The sequence below is a fragment of the Micromonospora sp. C51 genome (assembly GCF_018070435.1).
Lineage (GTDB): Bacteria > Actinomycetota > Actinomycetes > Mycobacteriales > Micromonosporaceae > Micromonospora > Micromonospora sediminimaris.
In genome coordinates, this window is sequence record NZ_JAGPXQ010000018.1 from 1 (window position 1) to 25044 (window position 25044).

The window sequence follows — 25044 nt, forward strand, 5'->3', positions numbered from 1 at the left end:
CACCCACCCACCTCTGTTGATCATGAGGTTAGCGGCACTGTTGAAGATCAAAGCGGCCGCTAACCTCATGATCAACAGGGCTTTGGCAGCGGTCAGATCATGCGGGAGGACCAGAGGAGGCTGAACGCGCCGGCGCAGAGGGCCAGCAGCAACGCGATGCCGGCGTACCACTGGGTGATCTCTCTCGGTTCGGTGCGGAAGCCGATCGAGCTGCCCATGTCCTGGTAGACCTGCTTCAGCTCGTTGACCGTGGCCGCCTCGTAGAAGAACCCCTCAGTGGTCTCGGCCAACTCGGCCAGGGCGAGCCGGTCCACCGGTACCCGCTGCAACTGGCCACCGATGTCGACGTGCCCGGAGTCGGTGCCGAAGGCGATGGTGGAGACCGGCACGTTCGCCGCCTGCGCCGCGGCGGCCGCCTCCTCCACCGACCGCCCGGCCGTGCGGAATCCGTCGGAGAGCAGCACGATCCGGGCCGGCGGGATACCGGCCGCCCCGTCGGCCGGCACCGACCGGATCGCCTCCAGACAGGTGAAGACGGCCTCGCCGGTGGCCGTCGCCTCGGCCAGCACCAACCCCTCGATCGCACTGGTCACGGCCGGGCGGTCCTTCGTCGGCGGCACCAGCACGTTTGCCGACTTGGCGAACGAGACCAACCCCAGGTTGTACGTCTCGGGCAGCTCCGCCACGAACTGCATGGCCGCCTCCTGGGCCGCCTCCAGCCGGTTCGGTGGCACATCGTCGGCCTGCATGGACAACGACACGTCGATGGCCAGCATGATGGTGGCCCGCTCCAGCGGCTCCCGGGTGTCGACCGCGGGCCGGGCCAACGCACCGGCCAGCACCAGCAGGGCCAGCAGGAACGCGGTGGCCGGCAGGTGCCGGCGCCAGCCGAGGCCCTTCGGCGCCACGGTACGCAGCAGGTCCACGTTGGTGAACCGCAGCGCGTAGTCGCGCCGGCGCAGCTGCCGCCAGACGTACAGCGCGGCGAGGGCGAGCACCGGCAGCACGGCCAGCAGCCACCAGGGTTGCAGCAGTCGGATCATCTCGTCGTCCCTCGGGTGCGGGCATGCCGCTGGGCGGCCACGAAGCGCACCATGTCCAGCAGCCAGTCTCGGTCGGTACGCAGTCGCAGGTGAGCGGCGCCGGCGGCGCGCAACGCGGCGGAGATCTCCGCCCGCTGGGCCGCCGCGGCTGCCGCGTAACGGTGCCGCAGGCTCGGGTCGGCGGTCTGCACCTCGTGCAGTTCGCCGGTCTCCGGGTCGACCACCGGGAGCACCCCGACGTCGGGTAGTTCCAGCTCCCGCGGGTCGACCACCTCGATCGCGAGCAGGTCCTGTCGTACCCGCAGCTTGCGCAGCGGACGCGCCCACTGGGCCGGCGGGGCGAGGAAATCGGAGATGACCACGGCGACACCGCGCCGCCGGGGCGGGCGGTTGAGCATGTCGATGAGCGCCCCGAGGTCACCCCGGCCGGGCCGGATCTCGGTGCCGGCGATGGCCCGCAGCATGCCCTGGGCCTCCTTGCGTCCGGACCGGGCCGGCAGACGGACCAGTCGCCCCGGGCCGGCCGGGGGCGGCTCCCGCCGGCCACGGCGGGGCACCGGGACGTCGCCGCCGCTGCCGACGACCGCACCGATCCGGTTGCCACCCCGGACGGTCAGGTGCGTGATCGCGGCGGCCGCCGCGATCACCACGTCCCGCTTGAGCCACCGGCCGGTGCCGAAGTCCAGACTCGCCGACAGGTCCACCGCCAGCCACGTCTCCAGTTCACGGTCGGCCACGGTACGCCGCACGTGCGGGGTGGTGGTTCGGGCGGTCACCGGCCAGTCCATCCGGCGCACGTCGTCGCCGGGGCGGTACTCGCGCGACTCGCCGGCCTCGCTGCCCGGCCCGGGCAGCAGGCCGGCGTAGTCGCCCTGAAGGAGGCCGTCGAGTTTGCGGGTCACCAGCAGTTGCAACCGGGACAGCACGGCACCGGAACGGTTGGTGGCCGCCAGTGGATCCGGCTCACCGGGTCGAGGGGTGGTCGAGGTCACGGCCGCTGCCCGAGCCACCCCGAGGTAGGTGCCACCGCCCCGACGGGCGGGGTGGCCTGCTGCCGGGGCGCCACCGACGGCAGCGGGATGGTCGACATCACCCGGTGCACCACGTGGTCGGCCGGCACGTCGTCGGCGAGCGCGTCGTAACTGAGCACCAGCCGGTGCCGGAGGATGTCCGGCGCGATGTCCTGTACGTCCTGCGGCAGGGCGTAGTCGCGACCGCGGAGCAGGGCCAGCGCCCGGGTGGCCCGGACCAGCCCGAGCGAGGCCCGGGGGCTGGCACCGTACTGGATCAGTTGCGCGACGTCGGGCATGCCGTGTTCCGCCGGCGTACGGGTGGCCAGCACCAGCCGGACCGCGTAGTCGACCAGAGCGTTGTGGACGAAGACCTGGTCGGCCTTGTGTTGCAGGGCGATCAGATCCTCGGTGTCGAACACGGCGGTGGGCTCGGGCGGAGCGACGCCCATCCGGTAGACGATCTCCCGCTCCTCGGCGTCGGTCGGGTAACCCACGATGATCTTCATGAGGAAGCGGTCCCGCTGCGCCTCCGGCAGTGGGTACACCCCTTCCTGTTCGATCGGGTTCTGCGTCGCCATCACCAGGAACGGGTTCGGTACCCGGTGGCTCTCGCCGCCGATCGACACCTGCCGCTCGCTCATCACCTCCAGCAGCGCGGACTGCACCTTCGCCGGCGCCCGGTTGATCTCGTCGGCGAGCAGGAAGTTGACGAAGACCGGGCCCAGCTCGACGTCGAACTTCTCACTGGACTGCCGGTAGATCCTGGTGCCCATGATGTCCGCCGGCACCAGGTCCGGGGTGAACTGCACCCGGGCGAACGATCCGCCGACCACCCTGGCGAGGGTCTCCACCGCGAGGGTCTTGGCCACCCCCGGTACGCCCTCCAGCAGACAGTGCCCGCGGGCGAGCAACGCGACGAACATCCGCTCGACCATCCGGTCCTGCCCGACGATCACGCGCTTGATCTCGAACAGTGCCCGCTCCAGCAGGGAGGCGTCCTGCGCCGGCGTGGTCGGCGGTGCGGGCACCTGTGGTTGCGCCCCGTTCGGCGGCGGGGCGTCGGGCGTGGTCGGCTGGGCCACTGGTCCTCCACAGCGTGATCGGTCGTCGCGGCGTGTGCGGTACCAAGCCTCGCATGCCCGACTGAGTACCGACGGAGGGAGCGACCGATTTCCGCCACGCCGTTCCGGGACGGAGGAATCGCCGATCGCCAGTGGACAAAAGCCGCCCCGGCGTGTGTACCATTCATCCGTCGCCGGGCGGCTTCCCCCGTGGCCGCCCGGCGCTCACTCTTCCCCGCCGTCCTAGACTGAGCGGGATGACCCACCCCGACAGCCCCGCCGAAGCACTACCGTGTTCGGCCCGCGGGTGTCGTGCCGCGGCCCGATGGGCACTGCACTGGAACAATCCCCGCCTGCACGCGCCGGAGCGGCGCAAAACCTGGCTCGCCTGTGACGTGCACCGGTCGTCACTCGGCGACTTCCTCGGCGCACGGGCCTTTCTGCGCGAGGTCACCCCGCTGGCGGGATCGCCTACGCTCGAAGAGTGGACGCGTACAACGAAAAGCCGGCCCGGTGAGCGCGAGGAGTGAGCTTGCGAGCCCCGCAGTCGCGAACGAAAGGCTTGCACCGTGAGCGCGAGGAGTGAGCTTGCGAGCCCCACAGTCGCGAACGAAAGGTCGGCACTGTGAGTGATGACGCGCCTGAGGTCCGGCTGCCGGACGCGCCGACCAGCCCGCTCGAACCGTGGCCGGAAACCGTCAACTGGCAGTCGATCTCGACCGACCTGATCTGGGTGGAACTGCTGCGCCTGGCGGCCGGGGTGGCCGTCGTCTCGGCGGTGCTCGGTGTCGGTTGGGCGCTTACCGGTTCCTGGCCGTTCGGCTTGGCGCTCGGTGCCGTCGGGTTGTTCGCTCTGTGGCGGGTGGTGACCATCGTCCGGGCGGTACGGGCCTGGGGCTACGCCGAACGTGAGGACGACCTGCTGGTCCGGCACGGTCTGCTGGTCCGCCGGCTGTCCATCGTCCCGTACTCGCGGATGCAGTTCGTCGATGTGAGCGCCGGTCCGCTGGAACGGGCGTTCGATCTGGCGACAGTGCAGCTGCACACCGCAGCCGCGGCGAGCGATGCCCGGGTGCCGGGGCTGCGTCCGGCGGAGGCGTCCCGGCTGCGAGACCGCCTGACCGCGCTCGGCGAGGACCGGGCGGAAGGACTGTGAGCGGGTCGGCCGGTCCGGGTCCGGACCGGACCCCGCCCACCTCGGACGAGCGGCAGCACGTCGGAAACGCGGTGGGCGACCAAGCTCCCGGTCCGCCCGCCGGACGCGCTGTGCCGGCGATGCCCGCCGAGGCAGCATCGTCCGACCACGCTGTGCCGGCGGCCGAGGCACCACCACCGGGCGCGGGTCCACCGCCGGGCCCGTATCAGGTAGCCGGGCCGTCATCGCCGTCCGGTGCGCCGCAGCCGCCCGCCGGGTGGGTCGGTCCGCCGCCGCAGGATCCGTCGGCGCGGCAACGGCTGCATCCGTTGAGTCCCGCGCTGCACGGCGCCAAGTCGCTGGTCGTGGTCATCGCCGGGCTGTCCTGGTCGACCCTGTCCCGGGTCGGGTTCGGTTGGTTCGTCGCGATGGTGATCGTGCTCGCGCTCGGCGCGAGCGTGCTGGCCGTGGTCAGCTGGTACAACACCGGCTACCAGGTGGTGGGCCGGGAACTGCGCATCCACGAGGGGCTGCTCTGGCGGCGTACCCGGGCGATTCCGCTGGAACGGCTCCAGGCCGTCGAAGTGGTTCGGCCGCTGCTCGCGCAGCTCACCGGGCTGGCCGAGCTGCGCCTGGAGGTGGTCGGCGGCGGCAAGACCGAGGCGCCACTGGCGTACCTCAGTGTCACCGAGGCCGCGGCGCTGCGACAGCGCCTGCTGACCCTGGCCGGCCACCCCTCCGGTGCGGCGCCGGCGGGCCCGGCGCAGCCGGTGCCGGGCGGTGCCGAGCCACCTCCGCCACCCGGCCGTCCGCTGCACGCGGTGAGCAACCGGGACCTGCTGATCAGTCAGCTGCTGACCCCGCAGGCGTTTCTGCTGCCCTTCGGCGTGGCTTTCGTGGCGACGCAGTTCCTGTCCGAGGGGTCCTGGTCCTTCATCGCGGTGGCGAGCACGCTCACCGCGATGGCCGGGGTCCTGCTGCAACCCGTCCGACGGGTCCTCGACGACTGGCGGTTCCAGCTGGCCCGCGACGACGACCGGCTGCGCATCCGCAACGGCCTGCTGGAGACCAGGTCGCAGACCGTACCGTTGCACCGGGTGCAGACCGTACGGGTGACCTGGCCGTTGCTGTGGCGGATGAAGGGCTGGCTGCGGCTGCGGCTGGAGGTGGCCGGTTACGCCGCCGGCGAGGCCGACGAGCGCAACCGGCCGGACCGGCTGCTGCCCGTCGGAGACCAGCCGACCGGCGAGATGATCGTCGCCGAGGTGCTGCCCGGGGTCGCGCTGTCATCGTTGCCGCTGCGGCCACCACCGGCCCGGGCCCGCTGGGTCAACCCGCTGAGCCGCCAGGTGCTCGGCGCCGGCCTGACCGAGCAGGTGCTCGCCGTCCGTTCCGGCCTGCTCACCCGCCAGCTGACGATCGTGCCGTACGCCCGGTTGCAGAGCGTCCGGGTGGTGCAGGGGCCGGTGCAGCGCATGCTCGGGTTGGCCACCGTGCACGCCGACACCGCGGGTGGGGCCGGCGCGGCGGCGGCGGACCGGGACCTCGCCGACGCCTGGGCCTTGGCGGCGGAGTTGACCGCCCGGGGTCAGGCCGCCCGCCATGCGGGCTGACCTGACGCGGCGACGGAGTCAGCGGGGAGCGGGAACGGCGGAGGACGTCACGGGTGCCGGCTCGGCGGTCGAGGTGTCGGTCGGGGCGGCGCGGGCCTTTCGGCGGGCCCACCAGCGTTCGGCCCACCCGACCACCAGGAAGGTCATCCCGACGTACGCCCAACCGACCAGCACGTCGATCACGTAGTGCTCGCCGCTGTAGACCAGCGTGAAGGTCATCGCCAGCGGGTAGGCCAGCAGCAGCGGCCACCAGCGGCGCCGGACGTTACGCAGGAAGAACAGCACCACGAACAGGGCGAAGGCGGTGTGCAGCGACGGCATCGCGGCCACCGGGTTGGAGGCCAGCTGCCCGGCGTTGAGCAGGTTGCCCGCGCCGTGCATGCCGAACGCCTTCCAGCCCCGGGTGGAGATCCGGGCGACCTCCTCGATCAACCCGTTCTGCGCCGCCCACCACGGTGGCGCGGCCGGGTAGAGGAAGTAGGTGATCAGGCCGGTGGCGCAGAGGAAGAACCAGCGACGCATGAACGCCGCCCACCGGCTGCGCTCGACCATCCAGAGCACCGCCGCGGCGGCCAGCGCCGCCACGAAGTGCGAGAAGTACACCCAGCTGACCAGGACGTCCCACCAGCGCACCTCCGGCTGGTACAGGTGCTGCTGCAACCAGACGGTCGGCACCTGACCGTCCATGGCCCAGCCGAACATCAGACGGTCGGCCAGGATCAACTCGTAGGCGTGCGGCACGGTCCCGTCGTGGTAGGCGAACCCACGGGAGAGGTTGTAGGCGACCAGTAGCAGCACCACCGGCACCCAGTCCCGGGCGAAGCGTAGGTGGCTGCGCCAGGGGCGGGCGGAGTACCAGGCGATGGTGCCGGCCCAGATCCAGAAGAACGCGTACACCGGGTCGGTGGGCAGGCCGATGACGAGCCAGCCAGCCACGAAGGCGACGCCCCAGACCGACATCGCGATCACGCGGCGGCGCCCACCGTCGCGCGGGGTGGGCGGCTCGGTGGAGGCTGGGGGCTGGGGGTCGGTGACGGCAGACATCGCGGACAAGGTTAGCGGCGACCCGCGCCCGACCGGCGGCAGGAGCACCTGCGGTGCCGTGGCGGGCGTGGCGCATCTGCCCGGCCGCGTGGCCCGAGCCCCGCCGAGGACCTACGCTGTGGCCATGCAGGAGCTACCGGATCAAGCCCTGGCCCCGGGTCTGACCGCCCAGGTCGAGTTGACCGTCACCGACGCCGACACCGCCCAGGCGGTCGGCTCCGGCGACGTTCCGGTGCTCGGCACGCCACGGGTGCTCGCCCTGGCCGAAGCGGCGACGGTGGCTGCCACCGCCGGCCACCTGCCGAACGGCTCGACCACCGTGGGCACCCGGGTGGAGCTGGAGCACCGGGCCGCGACACCGGTGGGCCGCATGGTCGCGGCGCAGGCCCGGCTGACCGAGGTGGAGCGGCGGCGGCTGGTGTTCGAGATCACCGTCACCGAGGGCGGGCAGACCGTCGCCGAGGGGCGGGTGGAGCGGGCCCTGGTCGACCGGCACCGGTTCCTGGCACGCGCCGATAGGCCAGCATGACGACCACCGGCCGGTTCGTCGAGGTCGCCGACCGGGTGCTCGTGCTGCGTGAGCCGGTGCTCGCGGTCAACGTGACGTTGGTGCTGGGCGACGGCGCGGCGCTGCTGGTCGATACCCTCTCCACCGCCGGGCAGGCGACCGAACTGGCCGCCGCCGTACGCGCGGTCACCACCGATCCGCTCACGCTGGTGAACACCCACCACCACTACGACCACTGCTTCGGCAACGCCACGCTGGCCGGTGAACCGGCCCGCCCGGTCTGGGCGCACGAACTGGCCGCCGCGACCATCCGCGACGAGGCGGACCGGCTGCGCCGGGAGGCGTACGCGGAGTTGCATCCCACGCATCCGGAACTCGCCGCCGAGCTGGCCGACACCGCGCTGCTGGCGCCCACCCACACGGTGCGCACCGAGGCGATCCTCGATGTCGGTGGCCGACAGGTGGTGCTCCGCCATCCCGGGCGGGGGCACACCGACGCCGACCTCGTCGTCCAGGTGCCCGACGCCGACCTGCTGGTCGCCGGTGATCTTGTCGAGCAGGCCGGTCCCCCGGCGTTCGAGGACTCGTACCCGTTGCAGTGGCCGGACGCGCTGGCTGAGCTGTCGCGGTCGATCTCACCGGCGACAGTGGTCGTGCCCGGGCACGGCGAGCCGGTCGACGCGGAGTTCGTCCGGGCCCAGCACGCTCAGCTGGTGGAGCTGGCCTGGCTGATCCGGGCCGGGCACACCGGCGGCGCACCACCGGAGCGGGTGGCCGCCGACGCCCCGTTCCCGGCCCGTCACGCGCTGACCGCCGCCCGGCGCGGGTACGCCGAACTCGACGGCACCGCCTGACCTCGTTCCCACGATCGACGCCGCCGGTCGGCCGGCCGGTGGATCTTCCGGCCAGCCGGGCTGATGGTCAGTCACCGAAGCGTTGTCGCACCTCGGCGCGGGTGGGCATGGCGACCGCACCACCGGGACGTTCGCAGACCAGGCCGGCCACGCGCAGGGCGTAGCCGACCCGCTCGTGCCAGCCGGACGGTCCGACCGGCTCGCCGTCGGTCAGCAGGTCGGCGACGAGGGCGGCCATCACCGAGTCACCTCCGCCGGTGGCATCGACGGCGTCGACCTTCGGGGCGGGTACGCGTACCGGATCGGCGGCCGCGGCGGCGACCACCGCGCCGGCCGCGCCGAGGGTGACCACGACCGTGGCCGCGCCGAGTTCGCGCAGGTAGACCGCCACCGACTCGACCGGTTCACCTGGATAGAGCAGCTCCGCGTCGGCGGCGCTGAGCTTGACCAGGTGCGCCCCGGCGGCGAATTCGGCGACCACCTCGCGCAGCCCGGCCAGCGCCTGCGGGCCGGCCAGCAGCCGGGGTCGGACGTTCGGATCGAACACCCGCAGCCCCGGGGCAGCCGCCCAGGCCCGGCGGGCGGTGGCCAGCGTCGTCGGCGCCAGCAGCACGATCGAGCCGCAGTAGAGCACGTCGGCGCCCTCGACCAACGTGACGTCGAGTTCGTCGGGACCGAGCAGCGCGTAGGAGGGCGGCTCGCCGTAGAAGCGGAAGTCCGGTTCCGCGCCGGAGAAGGTGGCCACGGCCAGCGTGGTCGGCACCGCGGCGGTCACCGCGCCGGTCAGGCCCACCTGCTCGGCAGTGAGAAAGTCGCGGATCCGACCGGCGAGCACGTCGTCGCCGAGCGACCCGACGAACTGCACGGTGCCACCGAGCCGGGCGACACCGACGGCGACGTTCAGCGGTCCCCCGCCGATCGCCTGCCGGTAGACCGGCGCGCCGTCGCACTCGGTGTCCAGCAGGTCGACGAGCGCCTCGCCGAGCACCACCGCGTATCCCATCGTCAGGTCCTTCCGTCTGCCGTACGTGATGCCAGGCTGGCACAGCGGGTGTGTGCCGGGGCGTGGAAGCCACCGTATTGGCGCGACCTGGGGGCCGCGCACCGGGTCCGTTTCACACATCGAGGGGTGGCTATTGCGCGGAGCGGGCCGGCGTGGTGGGATGATGATGCCGGGTGGCGCGGGGCTGCGCGTCCACCGGTGCCGGGCTTCACATCGCGCGAGGGCATTCACGCGTCGACACTCCGCTGGCGACAGCGTGCCGGGCTGGGCCATCCGTCCCCATCCGCACGGTCGCCGCGTAGCCGCATTTTCGCCCGCAGCAGCGGGGGCGGCACCACACCCGCCACCCGCGCGTTCGGCGGGGCGCACCCACGTGGTGCGCTCCCGAGTCAGGAGAAACCCGTGCACCGTCCACGCTTGGCCGCGCTGCTAACCGCGGCCTTCACTCTTCTCGCGGGTGCGGTCGTCGTGACCGCCAGCCCCGAGCCGGCCGCCGCGCACGGCGCGGCGATGACGCCGGGCGCCCGCACCTTCCTGTGCTGGCGCGACGGCCTCACCCAGACCGGCGAGATCAGGCCGAACAACCCGGCCTGCGCTGCCGCCGTCGCGCAGAGCGGGACGAACTCGCTCTACAACTGGTTCAGCGTGCTGCGTTCGGACGCCGGCGGTCGCACCACCGGCTTCATCCCGGACGGCCAGCTGTGCAGCGGCGGGGCCACCGGCTTCCGCGGCTACGACCTGGCCCGCAACGACTGGCCGCTGACGCACCTGACGGCCGGCCGGTCGATCGAGTTCAAGTACAGCAACTGGGCCCACCACCCGGGCACGTTCTACTTCTACGTCACCCGGGACAGCTGGAGCCCCACCCGGGCGCTGGCCTGGAGTGACCTGGAGGCCCAGCCGTTCCTGACGGTGACCAACCCGCCGCAGCGCGGCGCGGTCGGCACCAACGACGGCCACTACTACTTCACCGGCAACCTGCCGTCGAACAAGAGCGGCCGGCACATCATCTACTCCCGGTGGGTCCGCTCGGACAGCCAGGAGAACTTCTTCGGCTGCTCCGACGTGGTGTTCGACGGCGGCAACGGTGAGGTGACCGGCATCGGCGGCAACCAGACCACGCCGCCGCCGAACCCGACCACCCCGCCGCCGAACCCCACCACCCCGCCGCCGAACCCGACCACGCCCCCGCCGAACCCGACCACCCCGCCGCCGGGCCCCGGTGGCTGCACCGCCACGGTCAAGGTGACCAGCAGTTGGTCCGGTGGGTTCCAGGGTGAGGTCGAGATCCGCAACACCGGCACCTCAGCGCTGAGCGGCTGGACCGCGAACTGGAGCTGGCCCGGTGGTCAGCAGATCAGCCAGGTTTGGAACGCCACCCAGACCACGTCCGGATCTTCGGTGACGGCCCGCAACGTGTCGTACAACGGCTCCGTCGCGGCCAACGGCAGCACGACGTTCGGCTTCCTCGCCAGCGGCAGTGGCGCGACGCCGACGGCGACCTGCGCCAGCAGCTGATCCAGCACCACGAAGAAGGGGGCCCTTCACGGGGCCCCCTTCCGCATGTCCGCGTCTGCCGTCAGCGCACCATGGAGCCGACGACGGGCTTGGTCAGCAGGGCCGACTGGTTGCGCTGGATGCCCGGGTCGAGGGTCTTCGCGACGAAGATCGCGTGCCAGATGCAGAAGATCAGCACCGTCCACACCTTGCGGGAGTGGTCGAACTCCTCCCGCTTGTGCTCTTCCAGCAGGCGCAGCGCGTACGACAGGTCGAGCAGGTCGCCGGCGCCGGAGGTGGACAGCACGTGCCGGGCCCACTCGTACATCTCGCCGCGCAGCCAGACCCGGGTCGGGGTGGGGAAGCCCAGCTTCTTGCGGTTGACGATGGCCGGCGGCACCACGCCCTGCAACGCCTGACGCATGGCGTACTTGGTGGCGTCGGAACGCGGCGGCAGCTTCAGCTCGACCGGGATCTTCGCCGCCACCTCGAACACCGCCCGGTCGAGGAAGGGCACCCGTACCTCCAGCGAGTGCGCCATGGAGATCCGGTCCGCCTTGACCAGGATGTCGCCGCGCAGCCAGGTGTAGAGATCGACGTACTGCATCTTGGTGACGTCGTCCAGCTCGGTGCACTCGGCGTAGATCGGCGCGGTCACGTCGGTGTAGCGCACCGAGGGGTCGTAGCGGCGCAGCAGTTGCTGCTTCTCCTCCTCGGTGAACATCCGGGCGTTGCCGTAGTAGCGCTCCTCGATCGGCGTGGTGCCGCGCTCCAGGAAGCTCTTGCCCTTGACGCCCTGCGGGATCGCCCGGGAAACCGCCCGCAGGCCCTTCTGCACCCCGTCGGGCAGCCCGTTGACGCCGCTCAGCGAGAGCGGCTCCCGGTAGATCGTGTAACCGCCGAAGAACTCGTCGGCGCCCTCGCCGGAGAGCACCACGGTGACGTGCTCGGCGGCCTTCTTGGCGACGAAGTAGAGCGGCACCAGCGCCGGGTCCGCGACCGGGTCGTCCAGGTGCCAGACGATCTTCGGTAGCGCCTCGATCATGTCCTGCGGCCCGATCTTGGTCGGGATGGTGGTCACGTCGAGGTGCCGGGCCGAGTCCTGGGCGACGTCGATCTCGGAGTAGCCCGGCACGTCGTAGCCGACGGTGAAGGTGAGGATGTTCGGGTTGAACTCCCGCGCCAGGGCGACCACCGCGGTGGAGTCGATGCCGCTGGACAGGAACGAACCGACCGGCACGTCGGAGCGCATGTGCATGCGTACGCTCTCGCGCAGCGTCTCGCGGATCTCCTGGTAGAGCTTCTGCTCATCGGAGACCGGCGCGGGCCGGAACACCGGCCGGTACCAGCGCCGTACGTCGATCCGCCCGCCCGGAGTCCAGGTGAGGTACTCCCCCGAGCCGATCCGGTTGATCCCCCGGTGCAGGGTGCCGGGCTCGGGTACGTACTGCAGGGTCAGGTAGTGGCTGAGGTTGGCCGGGTCCACCCCGGCGTCCCCGGCGTACGCCGACTGGGCGAAGGGCAGCAGGGCCTTCTTCTCCGAGGCGAGGTAGAGCCCGTCGGCGGTCTCCAGGTAGTGCAGCGGCTTGATGCCGTAGTAGTCGCGAGCACCGAACGCGCGACGTTCCTGCCGGTCCCAGATGACGAAGGCGAACATGCCCCGCAGCCGGGTGAGCACCTGCTCGCCCCAGTAGTGGTAACCAGCGACGATGACCTCGCCGTCACCGTTGGTGGCGAACCGGGCACCGAAGTCGCGGATCAACTCCTCGCGCAGCTCGATGTAGTTGTAGATCTCCCCGTTGAAGGTCAGCAGGTACCGCCCGTCGGCGTAGGGCAGCGGCTCGTGGCTGAGCGCGACGTCGATGATCGCCAACCGCTTGTGGGCGAACACCCCGTCCGCGTACCGGCCGGAGGCGTCGCCGACCACCTCGACCCCGGTCTCGTCCGGGCCGCGGTGGTGCAGGCATTCCAACGCTCCGGCGATGTTGTCGCGGTGGGCGGCGGCATCGCCGCGCGCACTGAAGAAAGCCAGGAGTCCGCACATGTCCGTCATCTTTCCACGCGTGCTGATCGGCCGTCGCGGCACTGTCGGGTCACCGGGACGCCCTACCGGCGGGTCGGCCACGACCGCCTTCGCGGTACCGTCGGGACCAGCAATGAGGCGAAGGGAGCGGGGCAATGACCGAGGAACGCACCGACGGTAAACCGACGGACGGCACCGAGTCGCACGACCCGGATTTCCCGCCCGCGTTCCTGTCGTTCATGCGGCAGGGCTGGCGGGACACCACCCTGCCGGTCGGCCCGCGGCCGGAGGTGCCGAACTACGCCAAGCGCCGAGCCGCTCTCTCGGCGGCCTTTCCGGGCGAGACGTTGGTGATTCCCACCGGCGGCGAGAAGGTACGCGCCAACGACACCGAGTACCGGTTCCGACCGGGCAGCGACTTCGCGTACCTGACCGGAGACCACGACCCGGACAGCGTGCTGGTGCTGCGGCCGACCGGCTCGGGCCACGACGCCACGCTCTACATGCGGCCCCGCTCCTCGCGGGAGAATGACGAGTTCTTCCGCAGCCGTCACGGCGAGCTGTGGGTGGGCCGGCGACACACCCTGACCGAGAAGTCCACCGAGCTGGGCCTGCCCACTGCCGACCTGACCGAGCTGGAGGCGGCGCTGGCCGGGCTGGCGCCCGCGCGTACCCGGGTGCTGCGCGGTTTCGACGCGCGGGTGGACACCGCGGTGCGGCCCTGGGACGGCCCGCGCGAGGAGGGGCAGCCGGCCCGCGACCGTGAGCTGGCAATCGCCGTCGCGGAGCTGAAGCTGGTCAAGGATGAGTGGGAGATCGCCCAGCTGCAGGAGGCCATCGACGCCACCGTACGCGGCTTCGAGGATGTGGCCCGGGTGCTGCCGGCCGACCGGGGCGTCTCCGAGCGGCTGTTGGAGGGGGTCTTCGCGCTGCGGGCCCGGCACGACGGCAACGACATCGGCTACGGCTCGATCGTCGGCGCCGGTGAGCACGCCACGATCCTGCACTGGGTACACAACCACGGCGTCACCCGTCCGGGTGAGCTGCTGCTGATGGACATGGGTGTGGAGGGACGCCACCTCTACACCGCCGACGTGACGCGGGTGCTGCCGGTCAGCGGGCGGTTCACCCCGTTGCAGCGCCAGCTCTACGACATCGTGTACGCCGCGCAGCAGGCCGGCATCGAGTTCATCAAGCCGGGGGTGGCGTTCAAGGACGTGCACCGCACCTGCATGCGGGTGCTCGCCGAAGGGCTGGCCGAGTTGGGGCTGTTGCCGGTGAGCGTGGACGAGGCGATGGACGACAACTCCACCGTCTACCGCCGGTGGACCCTGCACGGTTTCGGGCACATGCTCGGCATCGACGTGCACGACTGCACCAACGCCCGCAAGGAGATGTACCGCGACGGCACCCTGGGCGAGGGGTACGTGCTCACCGTCGAGCCCGGGCTGTACTTCCAGCCGGAGGACGAGCTGGTCCCGGAGGAGCTGCGCGGTATCGGCATCCGGATCGAGGACGATGTCCTGGTCACCACCGCCGGCGCGGTGAACCTGTCGGCGGGCCTGCCACGCCGGGCCGACGAGGTGGAGACCTGGCTGGCCGAGCAGCGCGAGGCCGGGCCGCGACTGCCCGGCTGACCGGAGCGCCGACTGATCGAGCGGCACGCGTAGGCCGCGTTCCCCAGGCTCGCCGAGTTGTGGAACCGGAACCAGGAGGGCGGGCCCCCGCCGAAGCGACCAGAGTGTCGTCGCTTCAGCGTGGGGCCCGCCCTCGTCTGTCCGGCGGATGAAGCGTTCGTCCTGGTCAACCGCTTTCAGCCAGATCTCGCGTGATCAGGCGCCGATGCCCGATCAGGTGCCAATGCGGGGTTATTTCGGGTTCATCCCTCTCGCGAGGAACATTCTCATACGGTGGTCATCAGAGGCTGCAACCCATTTGTAGCTGCTCGCACCCATTCGCTCGGTGCGAACCAGTCTGGTAGCAGGAAAGGGCGGAAGGCTCTGATGTCTGATGACGTGACCACTTCCTACGGTGGGCCGCCCCCGGCACCACCACCCCCGGCACCGCCGGGACTTCGACGACGAAAACTATGGCTCACCGCGGGCGTCGCCGGTCTGACCGGCGTGGTCGGTCTGGCCGCGCTGGGTGGGGTGGCCGCCCGCGACGACCGATCCGGCACGTCGGGCCGGACGGACGCGCAGTCCAACGCCCGGCAGAACGTCAGTGACGCCGGGACGGCCGACGCGACCGAGAACGGCGACACCAGGGACGAATCGGCCGGCGACCACGTCGGCCGCAAGGGTGCCGGGCGCAAGGACGGTGGCGGTGCCGACAAGGACAGGGTTGACGAGGTGCCCTGCGACACCGACAAGCTGATCCAGGCCATCGTGCACGCCAACCAGAACCACGGCGGCGTACTCGCCCTGGCCCGGCACTGCACGTACGAGCTGACCCGCAGCGATGACGGCAACGGGCTTCCGGTGATCACCAAACCGATCACCTTGAAGGGCGACGACAGCAAGATCGTGCGGGCCGCGACCGCCGAGCGGTTCCGCATCCTCAACGTCGGCCGAGGTGGTCACCTGACCCTGAAGGGTGTGACGGTCAAGGGCGGCCAGACCGCTCCGGGCATGACGATCGCGGCGCCGGTCACGGGACTGGAACTCGGCACCGTGAAGCCCGCCGGGACCGCACCGGCGGCCGGGGCCAAGGCCAAGGCGGCCAAGGCCGGGGCTAAGCCCACGACCGACGGCGCCAAGGCGGCCGGGGCAAAAGCGGCACCCGCGACGAAGCCGTCAGCGGCGGCCAGGGCCAAGGCCGCCGGGGCGGACGTCGCTCCGCCGAGCATCGCCGCCGACGGCGTCGACGGGGGTGGAATCCTGGTGCAGCAGGGCGGCACCGCAGACCTGGAGCACAGCCGGATCGTGCAGAACCAGGCGACCCGCAACGGCGGTGGCATCGCCAACTACGGCACCACCACGATCCGCCACAGCACCGTGGAACAGAACAGTGCCGGTAGCTTCGGCGGCGGCCTGTTCAGCACGGGCACGCTCCGGGTCGAAGAGTCGAAGATCGTGTACAACAACTCGGGTGCCGGGGGCGGCGGCGTCGCCAACGGTTCCACGCCCAACGGCTTCGCCGGCACGGGCGGCACGGTCTGGATCTGGAAGAGCACGATCAGCCACAACCGGACCGGAGTGCTCGGCGGCGGCGTCTTCGTCAACGGCGGCGACACCACCGCCGTCCAGAGCGAACTCACCGACAACACCAGCAGCCTCGACGGCGGCGGCCTGGTCGCTCTCGGCGACAGCCGGCTGAGCCTGGAACACACGCTGGTCGCCCGGAACTTCGCGAACGACGATGCCGGCGGCCTCGGGATCGCCGAGGATTCCACGGCGGTCATCGCCCACAGCGTCGTCAAGGAGAATGTGGCCGCCAACGGAGCTGCCGGCGGCCTGTTCAACGACGGCGCCTCGGTAACCCTGCGCGACTCCGAGCTGTGGGCCAACCAGGCCTCGGGTACGGCTGGTTTCGCGGGCGGCCTCGCCAACCAGGACGGGGTGACCACGCTGATCCGGACCAAGGTCGCCGACAACGTGGCCACCAACGCACCCGGCGGCATCTACACCGACAACGACCAGGTGGAGATCGACCGGAAGTCGGCGGTCACCGGCAACCGACCGACCAACTGCATCGGCAGCCCGGTCATCCCCGACCGCTGCTTCGGCTGATCCATCGCCGAGGCGAGCGACGAGCAACAGGACAGCACCACCACATAGAGGGGCTCCTCCGTGGCGCTCGGCGCTGCGGAGGAGCCCCACCTTATCCCGCTTCTTCCTCCTCCAGGGTCGTCAGCGCAGCTCAGAGCAGGTCCGGGCGGAAGGCACCCCGGAGTACCGATCAGCGCGGGCCTGGGGTAGCTGGCCACCGACGTACCTAATGTGGGGTTATTTCGGATAAGCACCTGAGGCGAGGAACATTCTCATACGGTGGTTCTGGGAGCTACAACCGATTTGTAGCAGGGGACGCTCGCCTGTGCGTGACGACCCTGTCTGGTACGACGAGAGGGCAGAGAGCTCCGATGTCCAACTACGTAGCTAAGAACAACGCCAGCGAGTCGGAGGCGACGCCCAAGCGGCGTCGTAAGCTCTGGCTCGCCAGTGGCGTCGCCGGGCTCACCGGCGTGGTCAGCATCGCCGCCGTCGGGGTCGCCACCGGCGCCGGCGCGGTTGGTACCGATGGTCTGCGCTGGTCCACCGCCCAGCAGGTCAGCAGGGACGGCGACCAGAACGCGGTCGCCCCCGAGGGGCACAAGGGCAAGAAGGAGGACCGGGCCGACAACGCCGCCGACGAGCGGGCCCGGCACGACCAGAAGCGGGACGACGAGAAGAGGGATCACGGCAAGGATGTGCCCTGCGACAGCGACAAGCTGATCCAGGCCCTGGTCTTCGCCAACGAGAACCACGGCGGCGTGCTGAACCTGGCCAAGGGGTGCACCTACTCCCTGACCCGTTCCGACTACGGCGACGGGACCGGCCCCAACGGTCTTCCGGTGATCACGGAGAACGTGGTGCTCAAGGGCCACGACACCAAGATCGTCCGGGACGCCACGGCCGAGGAGTTCCGGATCCTCAACGTCGGTCGCGGCGGAAACCTGACCGTCAAGGGCCTGACCATCAAGAACGGCCAGACCCGGGCGCTGCCGGTCAACGGCGACACGCCGGAAGCCGTCTGGTCGCGGTTCTCGAACTCGGTGGAGGCGACCAAGGCCGCCGAGGCGAAGCAGGAGTACCTGCCGTTGCTCCAGGCCAAGCCGAAGGGCATCGCGCTCAAGGCCAAGGCCGCGAGCGCGCCGTCGGTGCTGGCCGATCCGGAGTCCAACGACGGCGGTGGCGTGCTCGTGCAGCCCGGCGGCACCGCCTCCTTCGAGGAGACGCACATCGTCGCCAACCAGGCCGGCGGCGTCGGCGGTGGCCTGGCCAACTTCGGCAAGGCCAGCCTCTACCACACCACGGTCGCCGACAACACCGCCTTCCTCTACGGCGGCGGCATCTTCAACGCCGGTGTGCTGCGGGTGGCCGCGTCGACCGTGAAGAACAACGACGCGATCATCGGCGGTGGCGGCATCGCCAACGGCGCGGCGTTCATCTTCCGTCGGGACATCGACGGCGGTACCGCCTGGATCGAGAAGACCGAGATCACCAGCAACGAGGTGCTCGGCTTCGGCGGTGGCGTGCTCGACATCGAGGGCAACACGACCGTCCGGTACTCCAAGGTCACCGGGAACACCGCGGTCCTGGCCGGCGGCGGCGTCACCGCGGCCGGTGACGACAGCACCCTCGAACTGGCTCACGTCGAGGTCGCCAAGAACACCACGGTCGGTGTCGGCGGCGGCATGGCCCTCGGCTTCGGCGCGATCGCCAACGTCGAGGAAACCAAGATCGTCGAGAACAAGGCCGGATTCTTCGGCGGTGGCGTGTTCAACGGCACCGGTGAGGCGACCTTCCGGCACAGCGAGATCAGCGGCAACCGGGCAGTCGGCCCGCTGGGCGTCGGCGGCGGCATCTTCACCGTCGCCGGTGTGATCGACCTGGAGAAGACGAAGGTGGCGCACAACTTCGCCACTCTCACCGCTGGCGGCGTCTTCAGCTTCCTCGGTGAGGTGAACGTGGACGACAAGTCGGCCATCACGGCCAACAAGCCGACCAACTGCGCCGGCACCTTCACCCCGATCCCGAACTGCTTCGGCTGATCAACCGGGTGACCGGCTCCGCCGGACCGAGGTGAGGGACTTCGGCCCCGCCGGGACGATCCAGAAGGATCGGACCGGCGGGGCCGGAGCGTGTCGCGCGTCGTGTCTCCGGGTGCACTACCGCTGGACGAACACCGCCACGCTGCGTCCCGGCACGGTGAACGTGCCACTGGAGCGGTCGAAGGCCGCGGTACGCAACACCGGGTCGGCCGAGGAGCGCAACACCGGATGCAGCGTCACGTCCGCCCCGCGCAGTCCGGTCACCCGCTGCGTGGCAGCCTCCGGGGTGGCGTTGAAGACCACCGTCACCGACTTCCACGCCCCGCCGAGCCCACGGGCGTCGAGGGTCATGGTGAGCACACCCGGGGTCTCGTCCGCGCCGGACAGCGGGAAGGCGACCCGCTGCTGCACCTGCTTCGCGGTGGGCAGCCCGAAGACCGGCGACGAGGCTCGGATCCGCAGCAGTTCGGCGTAGCGGGCGTCGGTCAACTCGACCGCCGCGCAGTCCGGCACCAGCTTCGGATCGGCCAGCAGCGGCTTCGCGTACGGCCACTTGTCCCGGTTGTCCTCGGCCGGCGGCAGCCCGATGCCGAAGCCGTTGCCCTGGGCGCAGTCCCACCGGATCTGGTTGAACCAGTCCCCCGAGTTGTACGAGTTGCGGTCCAGCGACTTCGACCGCAACCGCTCGGTGCCGGTGGTGACGAATCCGGTGCCCTGGCCCATCACCACCGTGCTCAGCGCCAGCACCTGCATCCGGGCCCGATCCGTCGCCGAGGTGGTCTGCGGCAGCTTGTACGCCAGCGCGTCGTACAGGATCTCGTTGTCGTGCGCGTCGACGTAGGTGACCGCCTCCCCGGGCGCGTCGGTGTAGCCGGCCGGCGAGCCGTTGTAATCCACGTCGGCGCCGGTGACCTGCCGGCCCGCCGAGTCGACGAACCGGTAGCCACGCAGGTTGCCGGTCAGCCCCACCTTGACCAGGTCGTGCTGACGCAGCAGCCGGGCCCGCTGTTCCTCAGCCGAGCCGTTGACCGGGTCGCCATTGGGATCGGTGAACAGGCCGGAGGCGAAGCCCTGCTGGCGCGGGTTCTCGTCGAACGGGCCGCCGCCGCGTACCGCGTCGCGCAGCCGGTCGTTGAACGTGCCGATCCCGGTACCGGCCATGTTGGCCTGCGTCGCCTGCACGAACCGGGCGTCGTCGGCCACCTCGCCGAAGTTCCAGCCCTCGCCGTAGAGCAGGACGTTCTTCCCGTCCACTCCGTCCCGGGCCATCGTCAGCTTGTCCAGTGCGGCGCGTACGGCCAGGATGTTCGCCTTCGGGTGGTGGCCCATCAGGTCGAACCGGAACCCGTCCACCTTGTACGCCTTGGCCCAGGTGACAAGCGAGTCCACCACCAGCTTGCCCATCATGGCGTGCTCGGGCGCGGTGTTGGCGCAGCAGGTCGAGGTGGCCACGGTGCCGTCGTCGAGCAGCCGGTGGTAGTAGCCGGGGACGATCTGGTCCAGCACCGACTTCGGGTCGGTGCCGGCGGCCGAGGTGTGGTTGTAGACCACGTCCATGACCACCCGCAGGCCCGCGCCGTTGACCCCGGCCACCATCTGCCGGAACTCGGTGCTGCGCCGGGCGCCCTCGGGGTCGACCGCGTACCCGCCCTCCGGGACGGTGTAGTGCAGCGGGTCGTACCCCCAGTTGTAGCCGTCGGTCTCCTTCACCGCGGCCACGCACTCCTGCTGCCGCTCCGAGTCCGGCGGCAGGGCCGCCAGGTCGCAGTCCGGCTGCCGCTGGTCGGCCCGGCGTTCGGGGATGGTGGCGAAGTCGAACGCGGGCAGCAGGTGCAGGTGGGTCACCCCGGCGTCGCTGATCGCCGTCAGGTGCCGCATGCCGGCGGTGGCCGGGTCGGTGAAGGCGAGGAAGGTACCCCGGTGCTGCGGCGGCACGGTGTCGTCGGCGATGGAGAAGTCCCGCACCGACAACTCGGAGATCTGCACCTTGGCCGAGGGCACCGCAGCCGGCTTGCGCAGTCGCGCCCAACCCGCCGGAGCGAGCTTCGGGTCGGCGAGGTCGACGAGCTGGCTGTGCGTGGAGTCCGCCGCCAGCGCCACCGAGTACGGGTCGGTGACCGACGCGGTGACGAGCTGCTGCGCTGCCGGCTGCCACGCCTGCACCCGGTAGCGGTAGTACTTGCCGCTCCAGGAGCGCTGCCCGCGTACCGACCAGACGCCGGTGCGGTCGTCGCGACGCATCGTCACCTGTCGCGCGGTGGCCGTCGGCGAGTCGTACAGCTCCAGCGACACCGTCCGGGCGGTGGGCGCCCAGACCGACAGGGTCGGCACGCCGCCGGTGAACGTGGCACCGAGCCGGGCGGAGGTGGCCCGCGCGTAGACGTCGTCGAGCACCCCCGGGATCTGCACGCCGGTGGCACCGAGCAGGGTGCCGTCGGCGGCCCGCTCGGTCACCAGCAGCTGCCCGCGCAGCGCCGCCGGCACCTTGGCCAGGTCGCGTCGGTCCAGGGTGAAGGCGCGGTGGTCCCACAGGTGCGGGAAGGTCGCGCGCTGAGCCTCCGTCAGCCCGTTGCGCTGGGCGGCCAACGGCAGCGAGGTGTACGTCCCGACCAGCTCGCCGTCCACCACGCGTACCCCGCCGGCCGCTGCGGTCACCAGGGCGTACGCCCGACCGTCGGTGGGACCGGCGCGCCAGGCGACGGTGGACCTGTCGATCCAGTGCGCCCGCTGCTTGGTGATGTCGGTGTCCCTGCCGGTGCCGGTGGCCGTCGCCGGCAGCAGCCGGCCCGGTGTGGCGGCGAGCAGCCACACCTCCCGTCCGGCGTCGGCGAAGTCGAGTCGCTGGTCCTGCGGCAGGTCCTTCTCGTCGCCGCGGTGGATGATGTAGCTGAGCCCGGTCGCGCCCTCGGCCAGCGGCACCCGGAACTCTGCGCCGAAGGAGTCGACCCGGGTCGGCGGCATCGGCTTCGCCCAGTCGGTGGGGGTGGCCGCGCCGTCCCACAGGTGCAGGCCCCAGCCGTCGTAGTCGCCGTCCGGCCGGTGGTAGTGGATGACCGCCGTACCCTCCTCCACCGGCGGGGCCGGTTCGCCCGCGGCCTCCTCCCGGGTCAGGTATGTCGCCGGGTCGCCCTGCTTGACCCAGACCTCGCCGGTCTGCGTCACGTCGACGGTCCGGTCGTTGTCGACGTCCTTGTTGCCATCGGCGTCGACCACCAGGAAGCCGACCGACTTGGCCCCCGGCTTGAGTTTCACCCAGGCGAACCGCCCGTACGCGTCGGTGCCGGCGAACGGCTGCCCCTGCGGCCACTCCGTGGCGTACTCCGGGTCGATGTCACCCCAGGCGTACAGCCCCCAGTCGTCGTAGTCGCCGTCCGGGCGCTGGTGATGGACCACCAGCCAGTCCCGCGACGAGCCGGATTCGTCGGGGGTGCCGACGGTGGCGGTGGCGCGGGCGGACGCGGTGCGACCCCGACCGTCGCGGACCACCGCCTTGTATTCGATCTTCGTGCCGGCGGCCAGACCGGTCAGGTCGTGGTGCACGGTGTAGGGCGCGCGATGAGCCGAGCCGAGCAGCGTCCATTTGCCGCCGGCCACCCGGGCCGCCATCGTGACGTGGGCCAGCGGGTCGCCGGTGACCTGGGCGGTCACCTCGGCCCGAGTGGCCGGCGACCCCTCCGGGGCGGTGATGGTGATGCCCGGCCTGGTGTCGGGCAGCGCAACCGGCTTGCCGGCCCGGTGCACCACCGCTGACAGGGGCGGCACGGTCAGGGTCAGCTTCCCGTCGCCTGCGGCCACCGGGCGGGCGGTGGCGCCGTGAATGCCGGTGAAGGTGGCGCCGGCCGACCAGGTGTCCACGGTGACAGTCTGCGCGGTCGTGGCGTTGTTGACCGCCACCAGGTACTCGGTGCGGTGGTCCGGATCGAACCGGGAGAAGGCGAAGACGCCGGGGCCGTCGGCCGCGTACCGGGTGACCTGCACTCCGTCGCGCAGGGCAGGGTGGGCCTGGCGCAACCGGCCCAGGTCGGCGATGCTGCGGTAGAGCGGGTGCGTCCGGTCGAACTGGTCGACCGCGTGGGTGCGGTCGGTGCCGAGCAGATCGTCGTCGAGGTAGTCCGCGGTACGCGAGGCGAACATCGGCTGCCGGGCGTCCTTGTCACCGCCGCCGCCGGTGAAGCCCTGCTCGTCGCCGGAGTAGATCACCGGCTGACCGCGGGTGAGGAACATCAGCTCGTGGGCGAGTTGGTCCCGGCGCAGGTGGGTGGCCGGGTCGGTGGGACCGTTGGCGATGAACGACCCGATCCGGCCCATGTCGTGGTTGCCGAGGAAGGTGGTCAGTCGGCCGGCGTGGGTGTCCCGGGCGGCGTAGAGGTCGTCGCGGGCGTAGAGGTCGGCCAGCGCCCTGGCCGATCCGTCGTTCGCGGTGTAGCCGCGCGCCGCCTCCTGGAAGCCGAAGTCCAACGTGGCGGGCAGCCCGCCCTGCCGCACGTAGCTGGAGGCGATCTCCGGGTCCGCGCTGTACACCTCGCCGAACATGAAGAAATCCTTCTTGCCGGCCCGGGCCGCCGCCTGCTGCACGCCTTGGCTGAACTGCGGCCAGAAGTCCATGTTGACGTGCTTGACCGTGTCCAGTCGGAAGCCGTCGACACCGGTCGACCGCACCCAGTCGGCGTAGATCTTCGTCATGCCGCGAACCACCTCGGGCCGCTCGGTCCACAGGTCGTCGAGACCGAAGAAGTCGCCGTACTCGCTGTTCTCTCCGGCGAAGGTCGAGTCACCACGGTTGTGGTACACGGTGGGATCGTTCAGCCATGCCGGGACCTTGACCTTCGCGTCGGCCCGGGTCTCGAAGGTCGGGGTGTACGGGAAGGAGTCCCGGTCGACCTTTGGGAAGTCTCGGCTGCCGTCGGCGAAGTTGCGATCCTCGAACGGCCGGCCCTGCGCGTCGCGGTAGGGCGCGGTCGCCTTGTCGACGTAGGTGTACGTGTCCTCTTCGTAGGCGATGACGTCGGCGGTGTGGTTGACGATGACGTCGAGGTAGACCTTGATGCCACGCCGGTGGGCGAGCTGGACCAGCTTCTTCAGGTCGGCCGGGCTACCGAAGTGGGGGTCGACCTGGGTGAAGTCGGTGATCCAGTAGCCGTGGTAGCCGGCCGACACGTCGTCGCCTTCGCCCTGCACCGGCCGGTTCTTGAAGACCGGCGCGAGCCAGATGGCGGTGGTGCCCAGCCCCTCGATGTAGTCGAGTCGCTCGGTCAGTCCCTTGAGGTCACCGCCCTGGTAGAACCCCTTGTCCGTCGGGTCGTACCCGGTACGCAGCCGGTCGCCGACCAGGCCGCCCCGGTCGTTGCGCGGGTCTCCGTTGGCGAATCGGTCCGGCAGCACGAAGTAGAACTGCTCGGCCTCAACCTGGCTACGGCCGGCGGCGAGCAGGGCGGTGGCGGAGGGTTCGGCGTGCCAGGTGACGGCGCCGGTGGCGCTCGGTGCCCCGGTGCCGACGGGCCGGCCGGCCGCGGCGGCGGGGGTCACCGCGACAGGCGTGCCGACCAGGGTGACGGTGAGCAGGAAGACAAGGGCGAGCAGGAATGTGCGGGGTGTCGGCGGGGGCTTCATCGACGGCCTTCCTCTGGTCGCTGATTGGCCCGCACGCTAGCCCTTGCCGAAAGATTCTGCAATACCTTGCAAACAGACCTGCAACAAGGCAGACACTTGCGCAAGACCGGCAGACCCGTCCCCGTTGGAGGCTAACGGCTGCGGCAGGTGCGTCCGGAGACGCGGCAACTCGCGGGCCGGGAATCGGCCGACTCGATGTGGAAGCGCAGGTACACCGATGATCCGCCAACCAGGTCGGGCCCGCTGCGATAGGTCAACGTCCCGTCCGCACCGCTGAACGTCCCCTGTGGAACACCCTCCAGCCAGGCGGTCACCACCCGCCCGCCCGGGTAGGCCACCCGCGCCACCCAGTCCAGGTCATGGTGGGAGGTGTTGCGGATCGACACCTCGGCGATGAAGCCGCCGTGGAACGTGTGCAAGACCCGGTAGCGGGCCTCGATCGGCGCGGGCGGCGGTGCCGGCGTACGGGACGGTGCGACCGATGGCGGCGCGGCCGGCGGCGGCGTCGTACGTGCCGCGCTGGGGGTCGGGCTCGGTGGATCGGTCCGGCGTGGGGAAAGCCCCGGCACCGCCACCGACGGTGGCGCCGACACCTCTCGACCTGCCGACGAGGCGCGCTCGGGTATCGGCGCGGCGGCGACCGGTGGCTGTCCCGGCGGCACCGGCTGGAAGTCCGGCCCGGGGCCCCGGTACGCACCGACCGCGATGACGAGCAGCACCACCATGATGACGACGCCGATCGACACCAGAATCCACGGCGAGGAAGCCACGGCGGTGGAGCCGTGCGGCGGAAACTGACGGGGAGCGCGACGCGTACCGGACATGTCTCTCCTCAGCGGGCAGCCCGGCAAGCGTAACGATCTTCAGCCGCGCCGGAAAGTGCCCGAC

At 71.1% G+C, this 25044-nt stretch carries 17 protein-coding genes; 9 read left to right on the forward strand and 8 right to left on the reverse strand.

Going from position 1 to position 25044, the window contains the following annotated elements; all coding sequences use genetic code 11:
* Positions 1-92: 92 nt before the first annotated feature.
* Genes KBX50_RS18665 through KBX50_RS18675 form a run of 3 tightly spaced genes read right to left on the reverse strand, consistent with a single transcriptional unit; the run spans position 93 to position 3138 of the window.
* Entirely contained in the window at positions 93-1043 is a 951-nt protein-coding gene (locus KBX50_RS18665; RefSeq protein WP_093407400.1) for a VWA domain-containing protein, read from the reverse strand.
* A complete protein-coding gene (locus KBX50_RS18670; RefSeq protein ID WP_210938400.1) occupies positions 1040-2053 on the reverse strand; it encodes a DUF58 domain-containing protein in 1014 nt (337 codons plus the stop codon). The genes KBX50_RS18665 and KBX50_RS18670 overlap by 4 nt, the downstream gene beginning before the upstream one ends.
* On the reverse strand, positions 2032-3138 hold the full coding sequence (locus KBX50_RS18675) for a MoxR family ATPase (protein WP_210938402.1): 1107 nt from the start codon (positions 3136-3138) through the stop codon (positions 2032-2034). Before KBX50_RS18675 ends, KBX50_RS18670 begins: the two co-directional genes overlap by 22 nt.
* A gap of 236 nt (positions 3139-3374) precedes the next feature.
* Between KBX50_RS18675 and KBX50_RS18680 the strand changes: the two genes are divergently transcribed.
* From KBX50_RS18680 to KBX50_RS18690, 3 genes are all read left to right on the forward strand, one after another.
* Positions 3375-3647, forward strand: a complete 273-nt coding sequence (locus KBX50_RS18680; protein WP_210938404.1) for a hypothetical protein — start codon at positions 3375-3377, stop codon at positions 3645-3647.
* Between the two features lie 95 nt (positions 3648-3742).
* On the forward strand, positions 3743-4273 hold the full coding sequence (locus tag KBX50_RS18685; protein ID WP_210938406.1) for a PH domain-containing protein: 531 nt from the start codon (positions 3743-3745) through the stop codon (positions 4271-4273).
* A gap of 119 nt (positions 4274-4392) precedes the next feature.
* Entirely contained in the window at positions 4393-5865 is a 1473-nt protein-coding gene (locus KBX50_RS18690) for a PH domain-containing protein (protein ID WP_210938534.1), read from the forward strand.
* An 18-nt stretch (positions 5866-5883) separates the two neighbouring features.
* Here KBX50_RS18690 and KBX50_RS18695 read toward each other — a convergent pair whose 3' ends face one another.
* Complete coding sequence (locus KBX50_RS18695; protein ID WP_210938408.1) at positions 5884-6909, reverse strand: phosphatase PAP2 family protein; 1026 nt, start codon at positions 6907-6909, stop codon at positions 5884-5886.
* 124 nt (positions 6910-7033) lie between these two features.
* Between KBX50_RS18695 and KBX50_RS18700 the strand changes: the two genes are divergently transcribed.
* Both KBX50_RS18700 and KBX50_RS18705 read left to right on the forward strand, forming a co-directional pair.
* On the forward strand, positions 7034-7438 hold the full coding sequence (locus KBX50_RS18700) for a thioesterase family protein (RefSeq protein WP_210938409.1): 405 nt from the start codon (positions 7034-7036) through the stop codon (positions 7436-7438).
* The gene (locus KBX50_RS18705) at positions 7435-8271 is read left to right on the forward strand and encodes an MBL fold metallo-hydrolase (protein WP_210938410.1); all 837 of its coding nucleotides are present in this window, start codon (positions 7435-7437) and stop codon (positions 8269-8271) included. Before KBX50_RS18700 ends, KBX50_RS18705 begins: the two co-directional genes overlap by 4 nt.
* A gap of 67 nt (positions 8272-8338) precedes the next feature.
* Here KBX50_RS18705 and KBX50_RS18710 read toward each other — a convergent pair whose 3' ends face one another.
* A complete protein-coding gene (locus KBX50_RS18710; RefSeq protein ID WP_210938411.1) occupies positions 8339-9274 on the reverse strand; it encodes a PfkB family carbohydrate kinase in 936 nt (311 codons plus the stop codon).
* Positions 9275-9676: 402 nt separating this feature from the next.
* Here KBX50_RS18710 and KBX50_RS18715 point away from each other — a divergent pair, with 402 nt between their 5' ends.
* Positions 9677-10792 (forward strand): lytic polysaccharide monooxygenase, encoded by a 1116-nt coding sequence (locus tag KBX50_RS18715; RefSeq protein ID WP_210938412.1) that lies wholly within the window; start codon positions 9677-9679, stop codon positions 10790-10792.
* Positions 10793-10853: 61 nt separating this feature from the next.
* On the opposite strand, the gene asnB is transcribed toward KBX50_RS18715, so the two are convergent.
* A complete protein-coding gene (gene asnB / locus KBX50_RS18720; protein ID WP_210938413.1) occupies positions 10854-12815 on the reverse strand; it encodes an asparagine synthase (glutamine-hydrolyzing) in 1962 nt (653 codons plus the stop codon).
* A 134-nt stretch (positions 12816-12949) separates the two neighbouring features.
* On the opposite strand from asnB, the gene KBX50_RS18725 reads away from it, so the two are divergent.
* The 3 genes from KBX50_RS18725 to KBX50_RS18735 all read left to right on the forward strand — a co-directional run bounded on the left by KBX50_RS18725 (position 12950) and on the right by KBX50_RS18735 (position 18546).
* Complete coding sequence (locus tag KBX50_RS18725; protein WP_210938414.1) at positions 12950-14431, forward strand: aminopeptidase P family protein; 1482 nt, start codon at positions 12950-12952, stop codon at positions 14429-14431.
* A 366-nt stretch (positions 14432-14797) separates the two neighbouring features.
* The gene (locus KBX50_RS18730; protein ID WP_210938416.1) at positions 14798-16525 is read left to right on the forward strand and encodes a right-handed parallel beta-helix repeat-containing protein; all 1728 of its coding nucleotides are present in this window, start codon (positions 14798-14800) and stop codon (positions 16523-16525) included.
* Between the two features lie 350 nt (positions 16526-16875).
* The gene (locus KBX50_RS18735; RefSeq protein ID WP_210938419.1) at positions 16876-18546 is read left to right on the forward strand and encodes a hypothetical protein; all 1671 of its coding nucleotides are present in this window, start codon (positions 16876-16878) and stop codon (positions 18544-18546) included.
* 117 nt (positions 18547-18663) lie between these two features.
* On the opposite strand, the gene pulA is transcribed toward KBX50_RS18735, so the two are convergent.
* Positions 18664-24156, reverse strand: a complete 5493-nt coding sequence (gene pulA, locus KBX50_RS18740) for a pullulanase-type alpha-1,6-glucosidase (RefSeq protein WP_210938420.1) — start codon at positions 24154-24156, stop codon at positions 18664-18666.
* A 131-nt stretch (positions 24157-24287) separates the two neighbouring features.
* Positions 24288-24980, reverse strand: coding sequence for a cellulose binding domain-containing protein (locus KBX50_RS18745; RefSeq protein WP_210938421.1), 693 nt, complete (start codon positions 24978-24980; stop codon positions 24288-24290).
* Between the last annotated feature and the right edge of the window lie 64 nt (positions 24981-25044).